This is a genomic window from Pseudomonas sp. B424 (genome assembly GCF_055408345.1).
Map to the genome: position 1 here is coordinate 67,151 of NZ_JBUZTL010000001.1, position 21,674 is coordinate 88,824.

The 21,674-nt window shown below is 60.7% G+C and carries 22 protein-coding genes; 16 read left to right on the top strand and 6 right to left on the bottom strand.

What is annotated here, in order from left to right:
* The first annotated feature begins 234 nt into the window (after positions 1 to 234).
* The 12 genes from urtA (at position 235) to ACZRMS_RS00270 (ending at position 11,676) form a co-directional block, all read left to right on the top strand.
* Positions 235 to 1,500, top strand: a complete 1,266-nt coding sequence (urtA, locus tag ACZRMS_RS00215; protein ID WP_463993606.1) for an urea ABC transporter substrate-binding protein — start codon at positions 235 to 237, stop codon at positions 1,498 to 1,500.
* 153 nt (positions 1,501 to 1,653) lie between these two features.
* Positions 1,654 to 3,156, top strand: a complete 1,503-nt coding sequence (gene urtB / locus ACZRMS_RS00220) for an urea ABC transporter permease subunit UrtB (RefSeq protein WP_463993607.1) — start codon at positions 1,654 to 1,656, stop codon at positions 3,154 to 3,156.
* Positions 3,156 to 4,232 carry an urea ABC transporter permease subunit UrtC gene (gene urtC / locus ACZRMS_RS00225; protein ID WP_463993608.1) on the top strand — a complete coding sequence of 359 codons (1,077 nt, stop codon included), beginning with the start codon at positions 3,156 to 3,158 and terminating at the stop codon, positions 4,230 to 4,232. Before urtB ends, urtC begins: the two co-directional genes overlap by 1 nt.
* Complete coding sequence (gene urtD / locus ACZRMS_RS00230) at positions 4,232 to 5,092, top strand: urea ABC transporter ATP-binding protein UrtD (RefSeq protein WP_463993609.1); 861 nt, start codon at positions 4,232 to 4,234, stop codon at positions 5,090 to 5,092. Before urtC ends, urtD begins: the two co-directional genes overlap by 1 nt.
* 120 nt (positions 5,093 to 5,212) lie before the next feature.
* Positions 5,213 to 5,911, top strand: a complete 699-nt coding sequence (urtE, locus tag ACZRMS_RS00235; RefSeq protein ID WP_463993610.1) for an urea ABC transporter ATP-binding subunit UrtE — start codon at positions 5,213 to 5,215, stop codon at positions 5,909 to 5,911.
* 32 nt (positions 5,912 to 5,943) lie between these two features.
* On the top strand, positions 5,944 to 6,783 hold the full coding sequence (locus ACZRMS_RS00240; protein WP_463993611.1) for an urease accessory protein UreD: 840 nt from the start codon (positions 5,944 to 5,946) through the stop codon (positions 6,781 to 6,783).
* Positions 6,784 to 6,912: 129 nt separating this feature from the next.
* Entirely contained in the window at positions 6,913 to 7,215 is a 303-nt protein-coding gene (gene ureA / locus ACZRMS_RS00245; RefSeq protein ID WP_463993612.1) for an urease subunit gamma, read from the top strand.
* Between the two features lie 9 nt (positions 7,216 to 7,224).
* Positions 7,225 to 7,758, top strand: a complete 534-nt coding sequence (locus ACZRMS_RS00250; RefSeq protein ID WP_463993613.1) for an N-acetyltransferase family protein — start codon at positions 7,225 to 7,227, stop codon at positions 7,756 to 7,758.
* Positions 7,755 to 8,288 (top strand): GNAT family N-acetyltransferase, encoded by a 534-nt coding sequence (locus tag ACZRMS_RS00255; protein ID WP_463993614.1) that lies wholly within the window; start codon positions 7,755 to 7,757, stop codon positions 8,286 to 8,288. The genes ACZRMS_RS00250 and ACZRMS_RS00255 overlap by 4 nt, the downstream gene beginning before the upstream one ends.
* Entirely contained in the window at positions 8,285 to 8,593 is a 309-nt protein-coding gene (locus ACZRMS_RS00260; protein ID WP_463993615.1) for an urease subunit beta, read from the top strand. The genes ACZRMS_RS00255 and ACZRMS_RS00260 overlap by 4 nt, the downstream gene beginning before the upstream one ends.
* Before the next feature lie 135 nt (positions 8,594 to 8,728).
* The gene (ureC, locus tag ACZRMS_RS00265) at positions 8,729 to 10,429 is read left to right on the top strand and encodes an urease subunit alpha (protein ID WP_463993616.1); all 1,701 of its coding nucleotides are present in this window, start codon (positions 8,729 to 8,731) and stop codon (positions 10,427 to 10,429) included.
* Between the two features lie 104 nt (positions 10,430 to 10,533).
* Entirely contained in the window at positions 10,534 to 11,676 is a 1,143-nt protein-coding gene (locus tag ACZRMS_RS00270) for a sensor histidine kinase (protein ID WP_463993617.1), read from the top strand.
* Positions 11,677 to 11,803: 127 nt separating this feature from the next.
* Here ACZRMS_RS00270 and ACZRMS_RS00275 read toward each other — a convergent pair whose 3' ends face one another.
* Both ACZRMS_RS00275 and cbpA read right to left on the bottom strand, forming a co-directional pair.
* Positions 11,804 to 12,109, bottom strand: coding sequence for a chaperone modulator CbpM (locus tag ACZRMS_RS00275; RefSeq protein WP_463993618.1), 306 nt, complete (start codon positions 12,107 to 12,109; stop codon positions 11,804 to 11,806).
* Positions 12,110 to 12,111: 2 nt separating this feature from the next.
* Positions 12,112 to 13,023, bottom strand: a complete 912-nt coding sequence (gene cbpA / locus ACZRMS_RS00280; protein WP_463993619.1) for a curved DNA-binding protein — start codon at positions 13,021 to 13,023, stop codon at positions 12,112 to 12,114.
* A gap of 301 nt (positions 13,024 to 13,324) precedes the next feature.
* Between cbpA and ACZRMS_RS00285 the strand changes: the two genes are divergently transcribed.
* Positions 13,325 to 14,590, top strand: coding sequence for an Hsp70 family protein (locus tag ACZRMS_RS00285; RefSeq protein WP_463993620.1), 1,266 nt, complete (start codon positions 13,325 to 13,327; stop codon positions 14,588 to 14,590).
* A 121-nt stretch (positions 14,591 to 14,711) separates the two neighbouring features.
* Here ACZRMS_RS00285 and ACZRMS_RS00290 read toward each other — a convergent pair whose 3' ends face one another.
* The 3 genes from ACZRMS_RS00290 to ACZRMS_RS00300 all read right to left on the bottom strand — a co-directional run bounded on the left by ACZRMS_RS00290 (position 14,712) and on the right by ACZRMS_RS00300 (position 17,089).
* Positions 14,712 to 15,722 (bottom strand): AI-2E family transporter, encoded by a 1,011-nt coding sequence (locus ACZRMS_RS00290; RefSeq protein WP_463993621.1) that lies wholly within the window; start codon positions 15,720 to 15,722, stop codon positions 14,712 to 14,714.
* 195 nt (positions 15,723 to 15,917) lie between these two features.
* Positions 15,918 to 16,211 carry a PsiF family protein gene (locus ACZRMS_RS00295; protein WP_463993622.1) on the bottom strand — a complete coding sequence of 98 codons (294 nt, stop codon included), beginning with the start codon at positions 16,209 to 16,211 and terminating at the stop codon, positions 15,918 to 15,920.
* A gap of 92 nt (positions 16,212 to 16,303) precedes the next feature.
* The gene (locus tag ACZRMS_RS00300) at positions 16,304 to 17,089 is read right to left on the bottom strand and encodes an AraC family transcriptional regulator (RefSeq protein ID WP_463993623.1); all 786 of its coding nucleotides are present in this window, start codon (positions 17,087 to 17,089) and stop codon (positions 16,304 to 16,306) included.
* Between the two features lie 97 nt (positions 17,090 to 17,186).
* On the opposite strand from ACZRMS_RS00300, the gene ACZRMS_RS00305 reads away from it, so the two are divergent.
* Positions 17,187 to 18,062 carry a DMT family transporter gene (locus ACZRMS_RS00305; RefSeq protein WP_463993624.1) on the top strand — a complete coding sequence of 292 codons (876 nt, stop codon included), beginning with the start codon at positions 17,187 to 17,189 and terminating at the stop codon, positions 18,060 to 18,062.
* Positions 18,063 to 18,113: 51 nt separating this feature from the next.
* On the opposite strand, the gene ACZRMS_RS00310 is transcribed toward ACZRMS_RS00305, so the two are convergent.
* Complete coding sequence (locus tag ACZRMS_RS00310; protein ID WP_463993625.1) at positions 18,114 to 20,180, bottom strand: AsmA family protein; 2,067 nt, start codon at positions 20,178 to 20,180, stop codon at positions 18,114 to 18,116.
* Positions 20,181 to 20,434: 254 nt separating this feature from the next.
* Between ACZRMS_RS00310 and ACZRMS_RS00315 the strand changes: the two genes are divergently transcribed.
* On the top strand, positions 20,435 to 20,707 hold the full coding sequence (locus tag ACZRMS_RS00315) for a hypothetical protein (RefSeq protein ID WP_048360298.1): 273 nt from the start codon (positions 20,435 to 20,437) through the stop codon (positions 20,705 to 20,707).
* Positions 20,708 to 20,887: 180 nt separating this feature from the next.
* Positions 20,888 to 21,520 carry a TetR family transcriptional regulator gene (locus ACZRMS_RS00320; RefSeq protein ID WP_463993626.1) on the top strand — a complete coding sequence of 211 codons (633 nt, stop codon included), beginning with the start codon at positions 20,888 to 20,890 and terminating at the stop codon, positions 21,518 to 21,520.
* The last annotated feature ends 154 nt before the right edge of the window (positions 21,521 to 21,674 follow it).

Sequence of the window (21,674 nt, forward strand, 5' to 3'; positions counted from 1 at the left end):
GATTGCCTGGTGCCCGGTGGTAGTTATTTACAACGGCAATTGCCCCCAGGCACCAAGGCGGCGCACTCGGCGCACCGCCCGCCCCTTCAGGCCCCGAACTGGTGCAGCACAAGGCCACATGTTCGCGCAAAGCCCCGTTTTAGAGCCTCATGCCGATCACGGCACAGCCTTTGCTATGTCCTTCTCAGTGTTCAGATCAGCCCTCTAAGAAATCAGATACCTGGAGATCGCACCATGAAGCGTCGTAGCTTGATCAAGGCTTTCACCCTCACAGCATCCATTGCCGCCATGGGCCTGACCTGGACGGTGCAAGCCGCCGAAACCATCAAGGTGGGGATCTTGCATTCGCTGTCCGGGACCATGGCGATCTCCGAAACCTCGCTCAAAGACATGGCGCTGATGACCATCGACGAGATCAACGCCAAGGGCGGGGTCAACGGCAAAATGCTGGAAGCGGTGGTGGTCGATCCTGCGTCCAACTGGCCGCTGTTCGCCGAAAAGGGCCGCCAGCTGCTGACCCAGGACAAGGTTGCGGTGGTGTTTGGCTGCTGGACTTCGGTGTCGCGCAAATCGGTGCTGCCAGTGTTCGAAGAGCTCAACGGCCTGCTGTTTTACCCGGTGCAATACGAGGGTGAAGAGATGTCGCCCAACGTGTTCTACACCGGCGCGGCGCCTAACCAGCAAGCCATTCCGGCCGTTGAATACCTGATGAGCGAAGACGGCGGCAGCGCCAAACGCTTTGTGTTGCTGGGCACCGACTACGTGTACCCGCGCACCACCAACAAGATTCTGCGGGCGTTCCTGCATTCCAAAGGCGTGGCCGACAAGGACATCGAAGAGGTCTATACCCCCTTTGGTCACAGCGATTACCAGACCATCGTGTCCAATATCAAAAAGTTCTCGGCGGGCGGCAAGACCGCTGTGATCTCCACGGTCAACGGCGACTCCAACGTGCCGTTCTATAAAGAGCTGGCAAACCAGGGCCTCAAGGCCACCGACGTGCCGGTGATTGCGTTCTCGGTGGGTGAAGAAGAACTGCGCGGCATCGACACCAAACCCCTGGTGGGCAACCTCGCGGCGTGGAACTACTTCCAGTCGGTGGAAAACCCGGTCAACGACAAGTTCGTCGCCGACTGGAAAGCCTACGCCAGGAAACACAACCTGCCGGGCGCCGACAAAGCCGTGACCAACGACCCGATGGAAGCCACCTACGTGGGTATTCATATGTGGGCCCAGGCGGCGGAAAAAGCCAAATCCACCGATGTGGACAAGGTGCGCGAAGCGCTGGCCGGCCAGACCTTTGCCGCGCCATCGGGCTACACCCTGACCATGGACAAGACCAACCACCACCTGCACAAGCCGGTGATGATCGGCGAGATCCAGCCTGACGGTCAGTTCAGCGTGGTGTGGCAAACCGAAGGCCCGATCCGCGCCCAGCCGTGGAGCCCTTACATTTCTGGCAACGACAAAAAGCCGGACTATGCGGTGAAGAGCAACTAAAGGCATCAAGAGCCTCTTTGTTTTGCCCTTGTGGGAACGGGCTTGCTCGCGATTCAGACGACGCGGTCCTTGAGTTGAACCGTATCGATGCCATCGCGAGCAAGCCCGCTCCCACAGGCGTGTCGAATTGCTTACCTGCGCAAGGCCATGACTATGCCCACTGCCCTTTACCGCTTTATCTGTGCATTGATGCTGTTGCTGCCCCTGGCCGCCAGCGCCGATGACGCCAGCGACTTCGCTGCCGCCAACAACACCCGGCAAGCCCGGCTGCTGGAAAGCTGGGCTGAGCAACCTGTTCCTGCCCGCGTGGAACTGATCAACAGCCTGCAACAAGGCCGGGTCACCGTCGACGGCCAGGTCAAAACCCTGCGCCTGAACAACCGCCTGCGCGGGTTGATCGACACCGCGCTCGCCAGCCATCAATTACTGGCCACAGATCCAAAGCTGCGCTTGAACGCCGCCCAACAGCTGCAAAAATCCGCCAGACCGGCACAACTCACATTCCTCGACCGGCAACTGGCTGGCGAAACCGACAGCGATGTGCGCAGCGCATTGAGCCTGGCCCTGGCCAACCTGCAACTGGTCGATCCAGACCCGGCCGTGCGTCTGGCCGCCGTGCGCCTGCTGGGTGAAACGGGCGAGCCGCTGGCCCGCACCCGCCTCGAAACCCTGCTGCAACCCGGTATCGAAACCGATGCCTCGGTACGCACCGCCGCCGAAACCAGCCTGGCCCAGGTAACCCGCAAACTGCTGATCGGCGACTTGCTGGGGCAGGCGTTCAGCGGTTTGTCCCTGGGTTCGATCCTGCTGCTGGCCGCCCTCGGTCTGGCGATCACCTTCGGCCTGCTCGGGGTGATCAACATGGCCCACGGCGAGATGCTGATGCTCGGCGCCTACTCCACGTATTGCGTGCAGTTGCTGTTCCAGCGCTTTGCGCCGGGCGCCATCGAGTTCTACCCGTTGCTGGCGTTGCCGGTGGCGTTCGTCGTCACCGCCAGCGTGGGCATGGTGCTGGAGCGCACCATCATTCGTCACCTCTACGGCCGCCCGCTGGAAACCCTGCTCGCCACCTGGGGCATCAGCCTGATCCTGATCCAGCTGGTGCGTGTGCTGTTCGGCGCGCAAAACGTCGAAGTGGCCAACCCGGCCTGGCTCTCGGGCGGGCTGCACGTGCTGCCCAACCTGGTGCTGCCGTACAACCGCCTGGTGATCATCGTGTTTGCCCTGGCCGTGGTGTTCCTGACCTGGTTGCTGCTGAACAAAACCCGCCTGGGCCTCAACGTGCGGGCCGTCACCCAGAACCGCAACATGGCTGCCTGCTGCGGCGTGCCCACCGGGCGGGTGGACATGCTCGCCTTTGGCCTCGGCTCGGGGATTGCCGGGCTGGGCGGCGTGGCCTTGAGTCAGGTCGGCAACGTCGGCCCGGATCTGGGCCAGGGCTACATCATTGATTCGTTCCTGGTGGTGGTGCTCGGCGGCGTCGGGCAACTGGCCGGCACCGTCTACGCGGCCTTGGGCCTGGGCATCGCGAACAAGATTCTTGAACCACAGATCGGCGCCGTACTGGGCAAAATCCTGATCCTGGGGCTGATCATTCTGTTTATCCAGAAGCGTCCGCAGGGGCTCTTCGCGCTTAAGGGACGGGTGATCGACTGATGAATCAGCCTCTGATGCTCACTGCCACACAAAAGGCCGGCCCTGCTGTCACTGCATGGGTCGGGGGCCTGGTTCTGCTGACTCTGCTGGCCTTGCCGCTGCTTTCGCTGTTGCCCGCCGACAGCCCGTTTCAGGTCTCGGCCTACACCCTGACCCTGGTGGGCAAAATCCTCTGTTATGCCATCGTCGCCCTGGCGCTGGATCTGGTCTGGGGCTACGCCGGGCTGCTGTCCCTGGGGCACGGCCTGTTCTTCGCCCTGGGCGGCTATGCAATGGGCATGTACCTGATGCGTCAGGCCTCGGGCGATGAACTGCCGGCCTTTATGACGTTTTTGTCGTGGACTGAACTGCCCTGGTACTGGGTCGGCACCGAACATTTCTGGTGGGCCATGTGCCTGGTGGTATTGGCTCCCGGCTTACTGGCGCTGGTGTTCGGGTTTTTCGCCTTCCGCTCGCGGATCAAGGGCGTGTATTTCTCGATCATGACCCAGGCCCTGACCTTTGCCGGGATGCTGCTGTTTTTCCGCAACGAAACCGGCTTTGGCGGCAACAACGGCTTCACCAACTTTCGCAGCATTCTGGGGTTTGGCATTACCGAGCCGGGCACCCGTGCCGCGCTGTTTTTCGCCACCGTGCTGCTGCTGGTGACCAGCCTGTTCCTCGGCTGGCGCCTGGCGCGCAGCAAGTTTGGCCGGGTGCTGACGGCGCTGCGCGATGCGGAAAACCGCCTGATGTTCTGCGGCTACGACCCGCGCGGTTTCAAACTGTTTGTGTGGGTGTTGAGCGCGGTGCTGTGCGGTTTGGCCGGGGCCTTGTATGTGCCGCAAGTGGGCATCATCAACCCCGGTGAAATGTCGCCGACCAACTCCATCGAAGCCGCCGTATGGGTCGCCCTCGGCGGGCGCGGCACCCTGATCGGGCCGTTGCTGGGCGCGGGCGTGGTCAACGGCATGAAGAGCTGGTTCACCGTGGCCTTCCCCGAATACTGGCTGTTCTTTCTGGGGGCGCTGTTTATCGTCGTGACCCTGTACCTGCCCAAAGGCGTGATCGGCCTGCTGAAGAAAAGGGGCGAATGATGCGCATCACTCCAACCGCTGAATTTATGCTCGAGCCCGCTTTTGATCCCAACAAAGACGCTGGCAGCAGCCGCGATGCCATCGGCTTTGGCCAACGCGTGGAGCCGGGGCTCAATACCCGCCACGGCACCATCCTGACCCTGGAAGACATCAGCGTCAGTTTTGATGGTTTCAAGGCACTGAACAACCTCAACCTGTACATCGGCGTGGGCGAGTTGCGCTGCATCATCGGCCCCAACGGTGCGGGCAAGACCACGATGATGGACGTGATCACCGGCAAAACCCGGCCCAGTGAAGGCCAGGCCTGGTTCGGCGAAACCCTCGATCTGCGCCAGATGAGCGAAGTACAGATCGCCCAGTCCGGGATCGGCCGCAAGTTTCAGAAGCCCACGGTGTTCGAAGCCCTGAGCGTGTTCGAAAACCTGGAGCTGGCGCAAAAAACCGACAAATCGGTGTGGGCCAGCCTGCGCGCCAGACTGACGGGCGAGCAGAAGGACCGCATCGGCGAAGTGCTGCATACCATCCGCCTGACCAGCTCGGCGCATCGCCCGGCGGGCCTGTTGTCCCATGGCCAGAAGCAGTTCCTGGAGATCGGCATGCTGCTGATGCAAGACCCGCAACTGTTGCTGCTGGACGAGCCGGTAGCGGGCATGACCGACGCCGAAACCGAGTTCACCGCCGAGCTGTTCAAAAGCCTGGCGGGCAAGCATTCGCTGATGGTGGTGGAGCACGACATGGGCTTTGTCGGCTCGATTGCCGACCATGTGACCGTGCTGCATCAGGGCAGTGTGCTGGCCGAAGGCTCGCTGGAACAGGTGCAGGCGGATGAGCGGGTGATTGAGGTGTATTTAGGGCGCTAGAAAAACGCTTTTGTGGGAGCGGGCTTGCTCGCGATGCGGGCAACTCGGTCTGTCAGTCGTAACGCGGTGATGCTATCGCGAGCAAGCCCGCTCCCACAGGGGCATGGGGAGATTTCATACATGCTTGACGTCCAAAATCTGCATCAGTTCTACGGCGGCAGCCACATTCTTCGGGGCCTGTCGTTTGAGGTCAAAGTCGGCGAAGTCACCTGCCTGCTGGGCCGTAATGGCGTGGGCAAAACCACCCTGCTCAAGTGCCTGATGGGCTTGTTGCCGGTCAAGGAAGGCGCAGTGCAATGGGAAGGCAAAACCATCACCGCGCTCAAGCCCCATCAACGGGTGCACGCCGGCATCGCTTACGTGCCCCAGGGCCGGGAGATTTTCGGGCGCCTGACGGTGGAGGAAAACCTGCTGATGGGCCTGTCGCGCTTCCCCGGTTCCGAGGCCAAGGAGGTGCCCGCGTTTATCTACGAACTGTTCCCGGTACTGCTGCAAATGAAGCACCGCCGGGGCGGCGATCTGTCCGGCGGGCAGCAGCAACAGTTGGCCATTGGCCGCGCACTGGCCAGCCGTCCGCGCCTGCTGATTCTCGACGAACCCACCGAAGGCATTCAGCCGTCCGTGATTAAAGAGATCGGCGCAGTGATCAAAATGCTCGCCGCACGGGGGGACATGGCGATTTTGCTGGTGGAGCAGTTTTATGACTTTGCCGAAGAACTGGCGGACCAGTATCTGGTGATGTCCCGGGGTGAAATCGTGCAGCAAGGCCGGGGTGAAAATATGCAAACAGAAGGTGTACGCGGGCTGGTAACGATTTAATCTGCGTCTCTTAATAGCGAAAAGTCCTACATATGAACCTGCCTGCCACGACCACATTGTTCACCCCCAGCTGGCATGCCGAGCTGGAGCTGGGCTATGGCCGTTTTGGCGACAGCACGCGCCCGACCCTGCGCCGTCATGTCGGCCCGTTGCGGGTGCAAAAGCACCTGTACGCCGAAGGTCCCCAGGTGTGCCAGCACATTATTGTCCACCCGCCGGGGGGGATTGCCGGGGGTGACATCCTCGACATTCGCGCCAGCGTCGGCCCTGATGCCTGGGCACAACTGACCAGCCCCGGCGCGGCCAAATGGTATCGCGCGGCAGGCCCGGCCTATCAGAACCTGACCCTGAACGTGGCCGCCGGAGCGACCCTGGAATGGCTGCCACAAGAGACCATCATATTCAGTGCTGCCCAGGCCGAACTCTCCACCCGCATCGAACTTGAAGGCGATGCGCGGCTGTTTTACTGGGACATGGTGGCGCTTGGGCGACTGGCCAGCGGCGAGCGTTTTGAGCAAGGCCACTTTCAATCGCGGCTGGATATTCGCCGTGACGGCCAGTTGCTCTGGCATGAGCGCCAGCGCATTGTGGGCGGCGACGGTTTGCTGGATTCCCCCATCGGGCTGGATGGCAACCCGGTGTTTTCAACCTTGCTGGTGACCGGTGAAATCAGCGCCGAACTGCTGGAAACGTGTCGCAACCTGTCCCACCCGGTGCGTGGTGATCTGACTCAGTTACCGGGCTTGCTGGTGGCACGCTGCCTGTCGGGCGAAGCCTTACAGGCTCGGGCCTGGCTGATCGATCTATGGCGCCTGCTGCGTCCGGCATTGTTGGGCCGCGAGGCGCTGGCACCACGCATCTGGAGTACTTGAATAACCCTGTGGGAGCGGGCTTGCTCGCGATGCAGACGCCCCGGTCTGCCAGTGAGTTCGCGGTGATGCCATCGCGAGCAAGCCCGCTCCCACACACATCACTTTTAACTGCCGAACACGGACTCCACCATGGACCTGACCCCACGCGAAAAAGACAAGATGCTGATCTTCACCGCCGGCCTGCTGGCGGAGCGACGTTTGGCGCGCGGCGTGATTCTCAACTACCCGGAAACCATCGCCTATATTTGCGCCGCGCTGCTTGAAGGCGCACGTGACGGGCGCACCGTCGCCGACCTGATGCACTACGGCACCACCCTGCTGACCCGCGAGCAGGTGATGGAAGGTATCCCGGAAATGATCCCCGACATTCAGGTCGAGGCCACGTTCCCGGACGGCACCAAGCTGGTCACTGTCCATCAACCCATCGCCTGAGGCCGCACCATGTCTTACGTTATTCGTGATGCCGTCCCGGCCGATCTGCCGGCGATTCGCGATATCTACAACGATGCGGTGCTCAACACCCTCGCGATCTGGAACGAGCAGACGGTCGATCTGGACAACCGCCTGCAATGGTTCAACGCCCGTCAGGCCCAGGGTTATCCGGTCCTGGTGATCGTCGACGACGCCAATATCCCCCTGGGCTACGCCTCGTTTGGCGACTGGCGCCCGTTTGAAGGCTTCCGCCACACGGTCGAGCACTCGGTGTACGTCCACCCCGAGCAACGGGGCAAGCGCCTCGGCCCGCAGTTGCTGGCCGAACTGATCAAGCGTGCCCGGGCCTGCGACAAACACGTAATGGTCGCGGCCATTGAAAGCGCCAACGCAGCGTCGATCCATGTGCATAAACAGCTTGGTTTTGTCACGAGCGGGCGCATGCCCCAAGTGGGGATCAAGTTCGGCCGCTGGCTCGACCTGACCTTTATGCAACTGATGCTCAACCCCGGCGCACTGCCGCCACAGGAATGCGCCGAATGAACACAGAACAGGTAGTGCGCGTCACGGCGCAAAGCTTTGCCCGGTACCGCGATGACTTGATTGTGCTGCTGCTCGACGCCGTCGGGCACGGCGCCTCGGTAGGGTTTATGAACGACCTCGATCAGCCGCAGGCCAGCCGCTATTTCAACGAGGTTCACGCCCAACTGGAGCAAGGCAACCTGCTGCTCTGGGTCCTGATCGAAGACCAGCGCGTACTGGCCAGCGTGCAACTGATTTTGTGCCAAAAGGCCAATGGCCTGAACCGCGCCGAAGTGCAAAAGCTGCTGGTACTCAATGAAGCGCGGCGCCGGGGGCTTGGCCAGGGGCTGATCCACGCCCTGGAGCAAGGCGCACGTGAGCAAAAGCGCGGTTTGCTGCACCTGGACACCGAAGCCGGCTCCCCTGCCGAAAACTTTTACAGCGCCCTGGGTTACACCCGCGTGGGCGAGCTGCCCAACTATTGCCAAAGCCCCAACGGCCATTACAGCCCGACCGCCATCTACTTCAAAACCTTGAGTGAACCGCAATGATTCCAGGCGAATACCGCATTGAATCGGGCGACATCGAGCTGAATGCGGGCCGCCGCACGCACACGCTCAGCGTGTCCAACCGCGGCGACCGTCCGATCCAGGTCGGGTCTCACTATCACTTTTTCGAAACCAACGATGCCCTGATGTTTGACCGTGGCGACAGCCGCGGCATGCGGCTCAATATTGCGGCAGGCACGGCGGTGCGTTTTGAGCCGGGCCAGACCCGGGAAGTGGAACTGGTTGAACTGGCCGGGCTGCGCCGGGTGTTCGGTTTTGCCGGGCGGGTAATGGGCAATCTGGATTGATCCCGACACACACCCTTGTGGGAGCGGGCTTGCTCGCGATTCGGGCAACGCGGTCTGACTGCACAACTGCGTAGATGCCATCGCGAGCAAGCCCGCTCCCACAGAAGATGTCCCACAAATTTTCAGGAACGCACAATGAAAATATCCCGCCAGGCCTACGCCGAGATGTTCGGCCCCACTGTGGGCGACAAGGTTCGTTTAGCCGACACCGAGTTGTGGATCGAGGTCGAACAGGATTTCACCACCTACGGTGAGGAAGTGAAGTTTGGCGGCGGCAAGGTGATTCGCGATGGCATGGGCCAAAGCCAATTGCTCGCCAGCGAGGTGGTGGACACACTCATCACCAACGCGCTGATCGTCGATCACTGGGGCATCGTCAAAGCCGATGTAGGGCTCAAGAACGGGCGCATCCACGCCATCGGCAAAGCCGGCAACCCGGACATTCAGCCCAACGTCACCATCGCCATCGGCGCCAGCACGGAAGTCATCGCCGGTGAAGGCATGATCCTCACCGCAGGCGGCATCGACACCCATATCCACTTCATCTGCCCGCAGCAGATCGAAGAGGCGCTGATGAGCGGCGTAACCACCATGATCGGCGGCGGCACCGGCCCGGCCACGGGCACCAATGCCACCACCTGCACCTCCGGGCCGTGGCATATGGCGCGCATGCTGCAGGCCGCCGACGCGTTCCCGATGAACATGGGGTTCACCGGCAAGGGCAACGCCAGCCTGCCGCAACCGCTGATCGAACAGGTAGAAGCCGGGGCCATCGGCCTCAAGCTGCATGAGGACTGGGGCACCACCCCTGCCGCCATCGACAACTGCCTGAACGTGGCCGACCGGTACGACGTGCAGGTGGCCATTCACAGCGACACCCTGAACGAGTCGGGCTTTGTCGAAACCACCCTGGCCGCCTTCAAGGGCCGCACGATCCACACCTATCACACCGAAGGTGCGGGCGGCGGTCATGCGCCAGACATCATCAAGGCCTGCGGCCTGACCAACGTGCTGCCCAGCTCCACCAACCCGACCCGGCCGTTCACCCGCAACACCATCGACGAACACCTGGACATGTTGATGGTGTGCCATCACCTGGACCCGAGCATCGCCGAGGACGTGGCCTTCGCCGAAAGCCGCATCCGCCGCGAAACCATCGCCGCCGAAGACATCCTGCATGACCTGGGCGCGTTCTCGATGATCAGCTCCGACAGCCAGGCCATGGGCCGGGTGGGCGAAGTCATTACCCGCACCTGGCAGACCGCCGACAAGATGAAAAAGCAACGCGGCCCGCTGGCAGAGGACTGCCCCGGCAACGACAACTTCCGGGCCAAGCGCTATATCGCCAAATACACCATCAACCCGGCCATCACCCACGGCGTGAGCCACGAAGTGGGGTCGGTGGAGGTGGGCAAGTGGGCCGATCTGGTGCTGTGGCGCCCGGCGTTTTTCGGGGTCAAGCCGACGCTGATTCTCAAGGGCGGCGCCATTGCCGCCAGCCTGATGGGGGATGCCAACGCCTCGATTCCGACGCCGCAGCCGGTTCACTACCGGCCGATGTTTGCCAGCTACGGCGGCTCGCGCCACGCCACCTGCCTGACGTTTATCAGCCAGGCCGCATTCGACGCAGGTGTGCCCGCCGCGCTGGGCCTGCACAAGCAGATCGCCGTGGTCAAAGGCTGTCGCGACGTGCAAAAAACCGACCTGATTCACAACGGCTATTTACCCCACATTGAAGTCGACCCCCAGACCTATCAGGTCAAGGCCGATGGCGTGTTGCTGTGGTGTGAACCGGCCGATGTATTGCCGATGGCGCAGCGCTACTTTCTGTTCTGATGCGCCGTTTTGGCAGGAGATTGGCGGTTGTATAGAAAAGGGGGATTTGGCGTTAATATGCGCCACCTTTTTTCACAACCGCTCTTGCAGCAAGGTTTGTGGTCATGCGCTTATCAGAATTCATCGTGCACAACGTTGACCGTATCGTCGATGAATGGGAGCAATTTGCCGAAACCATCACGCCCGCGGCTGAATCCATGAACAGCCTGGCGCTGCGCGACCATGCCAAAGAAATCCTGCTGGCCGCATCGCGGGACATGAACACCGCGCAAACCGCCAGCGAGCAACAGGCCAAAGCCGAAGGCGAAGGCCCCGAGTCGAGCCCCGCCCTGGATGACGCTGCCGCCAGCCACGGCGAGTTGCGCCATACCGCAGGTTTCGATCTGGTGCAGATGACTTCGGAGTTCCGCCACTTGCGCGCCTGCGTGATTCGCCTGTGGGTTGCCAGTATCGACGCACCGGCCCTCTCCCACCTGCAGGACATGATCCGCTTCAACGAGGCCATTGATCAGGCGCTGGCCGAGTCCACGGCAGCCTATGCCGAGCAGGTCAGTCGCTCGCGTGACATCTTCCTCGCCATTCTCGGTCACGACCTTCGCGCGCCGTTGCAGGCGGTGAGCATGTCCACCGAAATGCTGGAGCGCAAAACCCGGCTCGACGTCGATGCGCAAACCTATGTACGGGGCATAAAAAATGGCGCGCGCCATATGGGTGCAATGGTCAACGACCTGCTGGAGTTTGTGCGCAGCCGCCTGGGCAGCAGCCTGCCGATAGAACCCAAGGCCATGGATCTGGCCCTCGCCTGTCAGGCCGCGCTGGACGAAGCCTGCGCCGGGCAACCCGACTGCGCCCCGACATTGCATGTTGAAGGCGATGTTCAGGGCCAGTGGGACCCGCGCCGGTTGGGGCAAATGCTGCAGAACCTGATCGGCAACGCACTGCAACATGGCGCCCGCAGGGGCAAGGTGACACTCACCCTCAGCGGGGATGCCGATGAAGTGACCTTGCGTGTCCACAACCTGGGCCAGCCCATTGCCGAGGACGCGATTGCCACCCTGTTCGACCCGCTGGTACGCAGCCCGAGTGAAGACATCAGCCAGCCGGGGACGTCGACCAGCCTGGGGCTTGGCCTGTTTATCATCAAGGAAGTGGTGGACGCCCACCAGGGCAAGATTGACGTGATCTCGACCGAAGCCGAGGGCACGACGTTTACCGTGGTGTTGCCCAGGAACACCTGGGCCCTGTGAGATCGGCACGTGCGGGAGCGGGCTTGCTCGCGATAAAACCGCCGCGGTCTGACAGTTAAACCGCGTCGATGCCATCGCAGGCAAGCCAGCTCCCACCGGTTTGTGACGCTCAAACGCCCTGCGGCAGTTATTGCGTTACAAAACGCCCCAACTGCTGCTTGAGCCGCTGGTTTTCGGCCCGCAGTTGCTGCACTTCTTCGAGCAAGTCCAGCGCCAGGGCGACGCCTTCCCACTCCATGTGCAAATCATCACGCAGCTTGGCCGCACGCTTGGCGATGACCAGTTCGTAGTCTTCAAAACGCCACACGTCTGGCGTGCGGCCCTGAGGTTCGATAATTCCGTGTTCGACAATCTCTATCACGTAAGTGGCCGGGATATTGGCCTCTTCGCAGAACCTTTCCATGTCCAGCTGAACGATCAGGGTGCTGCTCATGATCAGTTACTCCATTGGGCTCTCGGGTCAAATGCGGCTTTGTCGGCGAGTTCTTGCCACAGTGCTTTGGTGGCCTCGTCGCCATGCGTCGGCATGACCACTTTCAATTGGGCATACAAATCACCACGCTGGCCTTGCTTGTCGCTCAGGCCGTGGCCCTTGATGCGCAAGCGTTGACCGCTCTGGCTGTCCGGGCGAATGGTCATCATCACCTTGCTGGTCAAGGTCGGTATCGCCACCTTGGTGCCCAGCGCAGCTTCCCACGGTGCCAACGGCACAGTGATGACCAGGTCGTGGCCTTCAACATCGAATTTAGGGTGCGGCGCAAAGCGGATGATCAGGTACAGATCACCATTGGCGGCACCGCCCATGCCCGGCGCGCCCTGGCCTTTAAGGCGGATACGCTCGCCGTCGGTCACACCGGCCGGGATCTTCACGCTCAGGGTCTTGCTGGTATCGCCGATCTGGAAGCTGATCTGCTTCGACTCGCCCGACAGGGTTTCTTCAAGGAAAATCGGCAGTTCCATTTCTACATCCTGTCCACGTCGACCCGCACTGCGACCCGACTGACCACCAAAGCCATTACCGCGCGAACCGAAGATCGAGCTGAAAAAGTCTGAAAAATCGCCCTGATCTTCGAAACCACCGCTGGAACGGCCCTGCCAGCCTGGCGGTCCCTGGAACGGTTGGCCGTGTTGGCCGTATTTGCGAATTTCATCGTACTCGGCACGTTTTTCGGCGCTTTTAAGCGCTTCATAGGCCTCGTTGACGTCCTTGAATTTACTCTCGGCGTCCTTTTCCTTGCTTACATCCGGGTGATACTTGCGCGCCAGCTTGCGATAGGCGGTCTTGATCGCCTTATCGTCAGCCGTCGGCTCCACACCCAGGATCTTGTAATAGTCTTTGAAGTCCATGTAAGGATCACCATCCGTTATCAATATCGCGCCGCTCTGGGCACCCAGAATGCTCTGGTCGGCCCGCCTGTGGATTGACCGATCTCAATCGTGTGGCTGAACGGTGCTGCAAAAGTTTATCGGCAGCCTACGGGCTTCACAGAGTCGCCTGACAACCACCAAACCAATGTCTGGAAGTTTGGGGATGAAGGATAGTCTTTCAAGGGGATTAAAACCTGCGAATTAGCGAATCGTCGCCCTTCGATTCTGTGGCGGTCTGACATACACTGCGCGGCCGTTTTTTAACCGGAACACGAAAGACATGAAAAGCGCCACTCCAGCACGTGCCTGCGGCATCGACTTCGGCACGTCCAACTCCACCGTCGGCTGGCTTCGCCCAGGCGTGGAAACCCTCATCGCGCTGGAGGACGACAAGATCACCCTGCCCTCCGTGGTGTTTTTCAATATTGAAGAACGCCGCCCGGTGTATGGCCGTCTGGCGCTGCATGAGTACCTGGAAGGCTACGAAGGCCGGCTGATGCGTTCGCTCAAGAGCCTGCTGGGCTCCAAGCTGATCAAGCACGACACCAGCGTGCTGGGCACGGCGATGCCGTTCAAGGACTTGCTGGGGCTGTTTATCGGTCAGCTTAAAAAGCGCGCCGAAGACACCGCCGGTCGGGACTTCGAAGAAGTGGTGCTGGGCCGCCCGGTGTTTTTCGTCGATGACGACCCCCTGGCCGACCAGGAAGCCGAAAACACCCTGACCGACGTGGCACGCGCCATTGGCTTCAAGGAAGTGTCTTTCCAGTACGAGCCGATTGCGGCGGCATTCGACTACGAGTCGACCATCGAGCGCGAAGAGTTGGTGCTGATTGTCGATATCGGTGGTGGTACCTCCGACTTTTCGCTGGTGCGCCTGTCGCCCGAGCGTCGTGGCATGGATAACCGCCAGGACGACATCCTCGCCACCGGCGGTGTGCACGTGGGCGGTACCGACTTCGACAAACAGCTGAGCCTGCAAGGTGTGATGCCGTTGTTCGGCTACGGCAGCCGGATGAAAAGCGGCGCCTACATGCCGACCAGCCACCACATGAACCTGGCCACCTGGCACACCATCAACTCGGTGTACGCGCAAAAAACCCAGATTGCCTTGAACAGCATGCGTTACGACATCGTCGACACCGGCGGCATCGATCGCCTGTTCAAGTTGATCGAACAGCGTGCCGGTCACTGGTTGGCGATGGAAATCGAAGAAACCAAGATCGAACTGACCCACAACGAAAACCGCCATGTGGCGCTGGATCGGGTTGAACCTGGACTGAGCGTGGACCTGAGCCGGGCGATGTTTGAAGCGGCCATCGACAACCAGCTTGAGCGCATCCGCAACAGCGTGACCAACTTGCTCAACAGCGCAGGCGTAGGTGTCGAGCAGGTGGATACGGTGTTCTTCACCGGTGGTTCGAGCGGTATTCCGGCCTTGCGTCAGAGTGTCTCGGCCATGCTGCCCAATGCCAACCACGTGGAAGGCAACATTTTTGGCAGCATCGGCAACGGTTTGGCGATTGAAGCCAAAAAGCGTTACGGCTGATCCCGAATCCTGTAGCTGCTGGCGCAGGCTGCGACGGGCTGCGCTGCGGCCCCCGCTGTTTCAAGGGCCTTCGGCCCTTATCGCAGCCTGCGCCAGCGGCTACAGCATTTAAGGTTAACGGCTAGACCAACCCCACCTGCTTCAACTCGCTTTTCAAATACGCGTAATAAATCGGCCCTGCCACTACGCCCGGCAGGCCGAAGGCTGCTTCAAATACCAGCATCGCCAGCAGCAGCTCCCAGGACTTGGCACTGATCTGCCCGCCCACAATCCTGGCGTTGAGAAAGTATTCCAGCTTGTGGATAACAATCAGATAGGCCAGCGCACCCACCGCCACCCAGATCGACAGTGACAGACCAACGATGGTGATCAGCGTGTTGGAGATCAGGTTGCCGATCACCGGCAGCAAGCCCAGCAGAAAGGTCAGTACGATCAGGGTTTTGGTCAGCGGCAGGTGAATGCCCAGCAGCGGCAGTACCACCGCCAGAAACACGCCGGTAAACACGGTGTTGAGCAGCGCGATCTTGATCTGGGCAAACACGATATTGCGAAAGGCCTGTACCAGCAGGTGCAGGCGCTCGAACAACGCGGCGGCCAGCGGTTTGCGGCGGCTGATATCGGGAATGGTCTGCAAGGCCATGATTGCCCCCAGCACCATGCCGATCAGCAGGGTCACAAACATGTGGGCCGCGTCTTTGCCCACCAGCTGCAGATCACTGAGGTGCTTGTTCATCCACTGGCCGATGGCGATGCGGAACTCTGCGGCACTGGCGGGCAGATAGCTGTCCAGGAACGGCGGCAATTGCCCACGCGCCCGATCAACCACGACCATGAACTTATCCAGCGAAGCACCCGGATTCTCGGCTTCATGCAGCAAAAAGCTGATGGCACCGGCGAATATCAGCGCCAGCACACTGACAATCAGGGTGCCCAGCAACGCCACCGCCAGCCAGCGTGCTCGCCGCCCTGCGATCAGACGCTGCAATTGCGGGGTGAGCATATTGACCAGTTCGAACACCAATAAACCGGCCAGCAGGCTTGGCAACAAACGTAACGGAAAAACCAGCAACAGACCGCCAGCAATGATGATGTAGCTGGCAAGCATGATGTGACGCTGAGAAAACGATGGCATACAGCCTCAAAACTGGCAGCGCGAAAGGACAGGCAGTCTGCCAGCCTTCGGCAGGGAGCACTAGAATTTGTGACCGGCGAGGGCTGAAGCTATACCTCAATACCCCCCGTGGGAGCGGGCCTGCTCGCGAATGACCTTCGCGAGCAGGCTCGCTCCCACAGCTGAAGTGTCTCGTCAGCAGCTATAGAGCCCGCTTTATTTTTTCTTCAGGCAATCGCTCATAAAGGTTTTGCGTGCATCGCCCTTGAGGGCCTGGGTGCCGGCAGTGGCATTGCAGGTCTTCATTTTTTCCTGCTGGGTGGTGGCTGCGGCCGCCGGTTTGGCTTTGAGGCAGTTACTCATAAAGGCCTTGCGCTCATCACCCTTGAGGGTTTTGGTGCTGGCTTCGGCGTTGCAGGTGGTCATTTTGTTTTGTTGGGCGGTGGCCGCAAAACCCTGGGAGCACAACAGCAAGCCGAGCAGCAGCAGAGGTACACGCAGCATCTTCATGGAGTTTTCTCCTTATCACCGCACCAGGTGGCAGCGGATGTTTCTGAAGTGTAGACAAACTCTGTTACATCGAGGGCATGACCAGTGACTTCTCACCGCGGCCGAACCTGGCGTCGATACTGCTCCGGCGTACACCCGGCCTGGCGCGCAAACATGGCGATAAACGCCGATGAGGTGCTGTAACCCAGATCGAAGCCCACGTCCTGCACGCTGCGCGTCGACTCCAGCGCCTCAATCGCTGCCAGAAAGCGCAGGCGCTGGCGCCACTCGCCAAAGCTCATGCCCAGTTCGCGGACAAACAAACGTGCCAGCGTGCGTTCGCTGACGTGCACCTGCTCAGCCCACTGGCCCAGCGGCCGGTTATCGCCGGGCTGAAGTTGCAGCGCTTCGAGCACATGGAGCAAACCCGGATGGCTGGCATAAGGCAGATAGCACTGGTGCACCGGCGCCTGACGCAATTGGTCGACCAGCACCCGGGCCAGCCGAATATCCGCTTCGGTCCGGGGGATATTGATATCGCGCCGCGCAAAGTCGCTGAGGATGGCCTTGAGAATATCGCTGATGGCCAGCGTGACCGGGGTGGTCGGCAAATGCTGGCAATGCTCGGCATCCAGATACACCGAGCGGTACACAATGGCCTGCGCATTGTAGGCGCTGTGCTCGGTGTTGGGCGGAACCCAGACCGCATACTGCGGCGGCGACATAAAACGCTGACCGGCAACCTCGAAGCGCATCACCCCGTGGGCCACGTAATCCAGCGAACCCCAGGCATGTACGTGAGATATGGCATGGCTGTGAGCTTCGATTTCGGCGTAGCGAAAGTAAACCGGCGCCGGCAAGCCGTCGAATTCGGGAACGCTGATCAGTTTTTTGCGCATGCTGTCTGGATTCGGTATGAGGTTGGCCGGATCGAAGTATAGGCTTGCAGACAGACAAGCGGATAATCACCCCTCATTAACCCTGTGGTTGTTCCTGATGCAATACGCTTACCCGCTACTGGCCATTTTTATCTGGGCCGGCAATACCGTGATCAACAAACTGGCGGTCGGCGCGATCTTCCCGTCCGAGATCGGCTTTTACCGCTGGCTGCTGGCCGGCCTGTTGTTTACCCCGTTTATGCTCAAGCCGGTGATGGCCAACTGGTCAGTCATCCGCCCCAACCTGGGCAAGATTTTCGTCCTCGGCGTGCTCGGCATGGCGATTTACCAAAGCCTGGCCTACTACGCGGCAGCCCGCACCTCGGCCACCAACATGGGGATTATCCTGTCGCTGATGCCGTTGATGGTGCTGGCCATGTCGATTATCAGCCTGGGGCAGCGCCTGACGGCCGGGGCTCTGGTAGGTGCCGTCGTGTCGTTTGCCGGTGTGCTGGTGGTGGTGTCGAGCGGCAGCCTCGCAGCCTTGCTCGACCATGGCCTGAACCTGGGTGACGCGATGATGCTGATCGCTACCCTGGCCTATGCGGTTTACAGCACCCTGCTGAAGAAATGGCAGCTGCGCCTGCCGCCCCTGCAAATGCTCTACATGCAGATACTGGTGGCGATTGTGGTGTTGTTTCCGCTGTACCTGGCCTCCCCCAAGGTCGGCCCGACCGTGCACAACATGGGGCTGGTGCTGTACGCCTGTGTGCTGGCATCGATGATCGCGCCTCTGGCCTGGATGAAAGCCGTGGCCACCCTGGGCCCGAGCCGCACCACACTGTTTTTCAACCTGCTGCCGCTGATCACTGCGCTGATTGCGGCGGTGGTATTGAAAGAACAGTTGCACGCTTATCACCTGATTGGTGGCGCGCTGACGCTGGCGGGGGTGATTCTGTCCGAGCGCTGGACCACGCCACTTCGCAAAGCCTGATAGCTCTGCGGGAGCGGGCAGCCGCTCCCGCAGAGGCGGGCGGGTGAGCTTTTACTTCACCGTTTTCGGCACTTTGCCCTGCTGCATTTGTTGCAGCAGCGGCGCGCACTGGTTGGGTTCGCCACCGCTGGGTGCAACCAGGGCCAGCAGCCCTGCTGCCGGGCCCGCAATCACGCCCAGGGCCACCATCCCGGCACCGCGCAACAACAACGGCACGGCTTGTACCCCCGCCGACGGATTGGCGAATGTGCCACGCACATACAAGGGTGAACGCAGTGAGAACAGGCGCAGACCTTTGGACTCGGGGGTGATTTTCAAGTCGAGCTGCTCGGTGGCGAAGTTGACCGTCCCGTCGATGTAGATAATCGCGTTCTCGGTATCGAACACAAACAACCGGCTGCTGGCCAGGCCGCTCTTGATCCCGAAGTCTGCTGCCGCACAGTTGATCTTGACGTCTTCGTCACCAAAGATTTTGCCCACCACATAATTGCCGACGTTCAACCCGGCAATCTCCATCAGGCTGCGACTGATGGCCCCGTCATTGATGATCATCTTCAAATCACCGTTGGCGGTACCCAGCAACTTGGCCACCGAGTTGCCGGTCCCGGCGATCGTGGCATCGCCATTGAGTTCACCGAAGCTGGTTTTCATCGGTTCAAAGGTCGGGAACAACTGCTTGAGCTTGAAGTTGCGCGCAGTCAGTTTGGCGCTGCCTTTCAACGGCGTAGCCCGGCCATTGAGACGAATCTGCGCATCCAGCTTGCCGCCCGCCACACCAAAGCGCAGCGGTTCCAGGCTCAGTTCGCCGTCATTGAGCACCACATGGGTGTAGAGATCGGTGAATGGCAGCTCGGCGCTCTGCACGATACGTTTGCCCGTCAATTCAACATCGGCGTCCATGTCGCGCCAGCGCTCGGTGCGGAACTCTTCGACCGGCAGCACCTTGCCTGCAGGCTGTTTGCTCTCGCCGCCACGGGCCTTTTGCTGGGCGTTGGAGTCGGCACCGATCAGCGGCCCCAGGTCGGCCATCAGCAGTTGGTTGGACACCAGCTTGCCGGACAGTTTTGGTCGCGGCTGGCTGGCCACGTACTTCAAATCACCGTGGATATCGCTGGCGCCGATCTTGCCGTTGAAGTTTTCATAGCTGAAAACCGCCCCGCCCGGCTCATGCAACCTGGCAGTCAAATGACCATCCGTTGAATAGGCAGGCGAATCCGGCAGGGTCACGCCGGTCAGAGGGTAAAGGTTGCTCAGGCTGGCACCGGCCAGCTTCAGGCGCAGGTCCAGGGCCCCCAGGTTCAGCGGGTCGGTCAAGGTACCGGCGAGCGCTACGCGGGTGTCGGCAATGCTCACCTGAGCCTGTAACGGGAAGGGCTGAGTTGCGTCCTGCAACGCCAGCAGGCCGCCAATTTTTCCGCTGCCGCTGAGTTTCTGACCGTGGTAGTGACCATTGACCTTCAGGGCGAAGGCATAGTCTTGCGGCGCGTTACCTTTCTCCAGGACCTTTTTCGCGTCCGTTTCGCCGACGATCTCGCTAAACGGGATCGGCTTGCCCAGGGAGTCAATCAGCACATCCAGCCGGGTATCCAGGGTTTGGTCAGCGAATGTCACGTGCCCCTTGTCGAAACCAATGGCGCCGATGTCCAGCGTCCAGCTGGACGGCTCGGCATTCGGGTCTTTGGGGTCGAAGGTGAACGTCCAGTTCGCCTTGCCATCGGCCAGGCGCTCAAGGTTGGCGCTGGGCTCGGTGAGGTTGATGCGCGGGATATGTACGGTCTGGCTCAGCAGCGCCAGCGGTGACAGGCGCAGTTCAACTTTCTTGAGGCTGGCCATTTGCGGGGTTTTTGCCCACTCGGGGTTGCCCAGGGTCAGATCCTGAGCGATGACATGCGGCCACGGCACCCACGCCCGCCAGCCGCCCACGTCCTCCTCGCGCTGCCAGCGCACGGCCAGATCGCCATTAATGGCAAAGGGGCGATGGAGGATCCCGGACACCTGGCTATTGATGGTCGGCTTGAGGCGGTTCCAGTCGAAGGTGGCGAGGATCACCACCAGCACGGCCACCAGCAAGACAAAAATACCGCCTGCCCAGGCAAGGGTTTTACGGGTGCGCGTCATGTCACGGCTCCTTGATTACGACTGAACGTCCCAGTTTCGACGCCTGTAAATGTACGACTGACAAAGACGTCTGAAGGTTTAACCCCGGTACGGCTTTCGTGTAAAAATTCTCAGAAACCGCAGGCTAGAGCCTCCGAATCTGGACAATCAATTGTGTTGATTATCACCATTGGCCGTATGAACTTTGATATCCGGTAGCCAAGCGTAGCATTGCCACCACACCTACCCAGTTGCATTGCTACGGAGCACACACCATGAAACGCCCAGTATTGTTTGGTCTTTCCCTTTCCCTTTTGGCCTTCAACGCCTTCGCCATGCCTGCCGATGAAACGCCGACCCCAATGGTACAACCGGCCTCCAGCACCCTGAGCCAACCGCTCGACCCGGTAGCTGAAGACGGCGCACAACGTACCCTGGATCAGCAAAACAGCTACGCCGAAGATGGCTACGACCGCACACCGAGCAACCAGTTTGTCGCCGAAGGTGGTGCTGATCGTCTGGCCGAGAGAAATCAACGTGCCAGCTGAGTCAGCTGTGTGTGTGGGAACGGGCTTGCTCGCAACAGCATCCCCGCCGATAGCCCGATAGACCGCGCCGCCTGCGTCGCGAACAAGCCCGCTCCCACACTTTGTGCAGCACATCGTTCGACGTCATCAAAGCCGATTTGCTAGAGTGCGCCGCTGTACTTGTCTGGAATACCAGCCCCGATGCTGCCTCGCGCCGAACAGAAACAACAAACCCGCCTTGCGCTGATGGATGCTGCCCGCCACTTGATGGAATCGGGTCGCGGCTTTGGCAGCCTGAGCCTGCGCGAAGTCGCCAAAACGGCTGGCATCGTGCCCACCGGGTTTTATCGTCACTTCAGTGACATGGACCACCTGGGCCTGGCGCTGGTCAGTGAAGTCGGCCAGACCTTTCGCGAAACCATTCGCCTGGTGCGTCACAACGAGCTGTTTATGGGCGGTGTGATCAACGCCTCGGTGCGCATTTTTCTCGACGTGGTGCAGGCCAATCGCTCGCAGTTCCTGTTTCTGGCCCGTGAGCAATACGGCGGTTCACAACCGGTGCGTCAGGCTATTGGTGCGCTGCGCGAAGACATTACCTCGGACCTGGCGGCCGACCTTGGCTCCAAGCCCAAGTTGCAGCACCTGAACCACGCCGGCTTGACCGTGATCGCCGACCTGGTGGTCAAAAGCGTGTTTGCCGCCCTGCCCGACGTGATCGACCCGCCTGCCGACACCCTGCCCGACCACCTGCAACCCCAGGCCAAGATCAGTCAGCAACTGCGCTTTATCTTCATCGGGCTCAAGCACTGGAAAGGCCTGGGCAGCACCGAGTAGCCGCAAGCGCACCTTATTGGGGCGCCAGCGCGGTAATCGCGCACTTATTTAGAACATCTTCACCTTCCTGCACTCTTTTTGGGCCTGCATTTGCGCGCTTTACCCGGGTTGGCAAGCCCCTTGCTCTGACCCTGGCATTGTCAATTGCAGGAAG

What these genes read in the sequence shown, in the direction of transcription:
- urtA (WP_463993606.1), top strand. Translation starts at nt 235, where the DNA reads ATGAAGCGTCGTAGCTTGATCAAGGCTTTCACCCTCACAGCATCCATT.
- urtB (WP_463993607.1), top strand. Translation starts at nt 1,654, where the DNA reads ATGCCCACTGCCCTTTACCGCTTTATCTGTGCATTGATGCTGTTGCTG.
- urtC (WP_463993608.1), top strand. Translation starts at nt 3,156, where the DNA reads ATGAATCAGCCTCTGATGCTCACTGCCACACAAAAGGCCGGCCCTGCT.
- urtD (WP_463993609.1), top strand. Translation starts at nt 4,232, where the DNA reads ATGCGCATCACTCCAACCGCTGAATTTATGCTCGAGCCCGCTTTTGAT.
- urtE (WP_463993610.1), top strand. Translation starts at nt 5,213, where the DNA reads ATGCTTGACGTCCAAAATCTGCATCAGTTCTACGGCGGCAGCCACATT.
- ACZRMS_RS00240 (WP_463993611.1), top strand. Translation starts at nt 5,944, where the DNA reads ATGAACCTGCCTGCCACGACCACATTGTTCACCCCCAGCTGGCATGCC.
- ureA (WP_463993612.1), top strand. Translation starts at nt 6,913, where the DNA reads ATGGACCTGACCCCACGCGAAAAAGACAAGATGCTGATCTTCACCGCC.
- ACZRMS_RS00250 (WP_463993613.1), top strand. Translation starts at nt 7,225, where the DNA reads ATGTCTTACGTTATTCGTGATGCCGTCCCGGCCGATCTGCCGGCGATT.
- ACZRMS_RS00255 (WP_463993614.1), top strand. Translation starts at nt 7,755, where the DNA reads ATGAACACAGAACAGGTAGTGCGCGTCACGGCGCAAAGCTTTGCCCGG.
- ACZRMS_RS00260 (WP_463993615.1), top strand. Translation starts at nt 8,285, where the DNA reads ATGATTCCAGGCGAATACCGCATTGAATCGGGCGACATCGAGCTGAAT.
- ureC (WP_463993616.1), top strand. Translation starts at nt 8,729, where the DNA reads ATGAAAATATCCCGCCAGGCCTACGCCGAGATGTTCGGCCCCACTGTG.
- ACZRMS_RS00270 (WP_463993617.1), top strand. Translation starts at nt 10,534, where the DNA reads ATGCGCTTATCAGAATTCATCGTGCACAACGTTGACCGTATCGTCGAT.
- ACZRMS_RS00275 (WP_463993618.1), bottom strand. Translation starts at nt 12,109, where the DNA reads ATGAGCAGCACCCTGATCGTTCAGCTGGACATGGAAAGGTTCTGCGAA.
- cbpA (WP_463993619.1), bottom strand. Translation starts at nt 13,023, where the DNA reads ATGGACTTCAAAGACTATTACAAGATCCTGGGTGTGGAGCCGACGGCT.
- ACZRMS_RS00285 (WP_463993620.1), top strand. Translation starts at nt 13,325, where the DNA reads ATGAAAAGCGCCACTCCAGCACGTGCCTGCGGCATCGACTTCGGCACG.
- ACZRMS_RS00290 (WP_463993621.1), bottom strand. Translation starts at nt 15,722, where the DNA reads ATGCCATCGTTTTCTCAGCGTCACATCATGCTTGCCAGCTACATCATC.
- ACZRMS_RS00295 (WP_463993622.1), bottom strand. Translation starts at nt 16,211, where the DNA reads ATGAAGATGCTGCGTGTACCTCTGCTGCTGCTCGGCTTGCTGTTGTGC.
- ACZRMS_RS00300 (WP_463993623.1), bottom strand. Translation starts at nt 17,089, where the DNA reads ATGCGCAAAAAACTGATCAGCGTTCCCGAATTCGACGGCTTGCCGGCG.
- ACZRMS_RS00305 (WP_463993624.1), top strand. Translation starts at nt 17,187, where the DNA reads ATGCAATACGCTTACCCGCTACTGGCCATTTTTATCTGGGCCGGCAAT.
- ACZRMS_RS00310 (WP_463993625.1), bottom strand. Translation starts at nt 20,180, where the DNA reads ATGACGCGCACCCGTAAAACCCTTGCCTGGGCAGGCGGTATTTTTGTC.
- ACZRMS_RS00315 (WP_048360298.1), top strand. Translation starts at nt 20,435, where the DNA reads ATGAAACGCCCAGTATTGTTTGGTCTTTCCCTTTCCCTTTTGGCCTTC.
- ACZRMS_RS00320 (WP_463993626.1), top strand. Translation starts at nt 20,888, where the DNA reads ATGCTGCCTCGCGCCGAACAGAAACAACAAACCCGCCTTGCGCTGATG.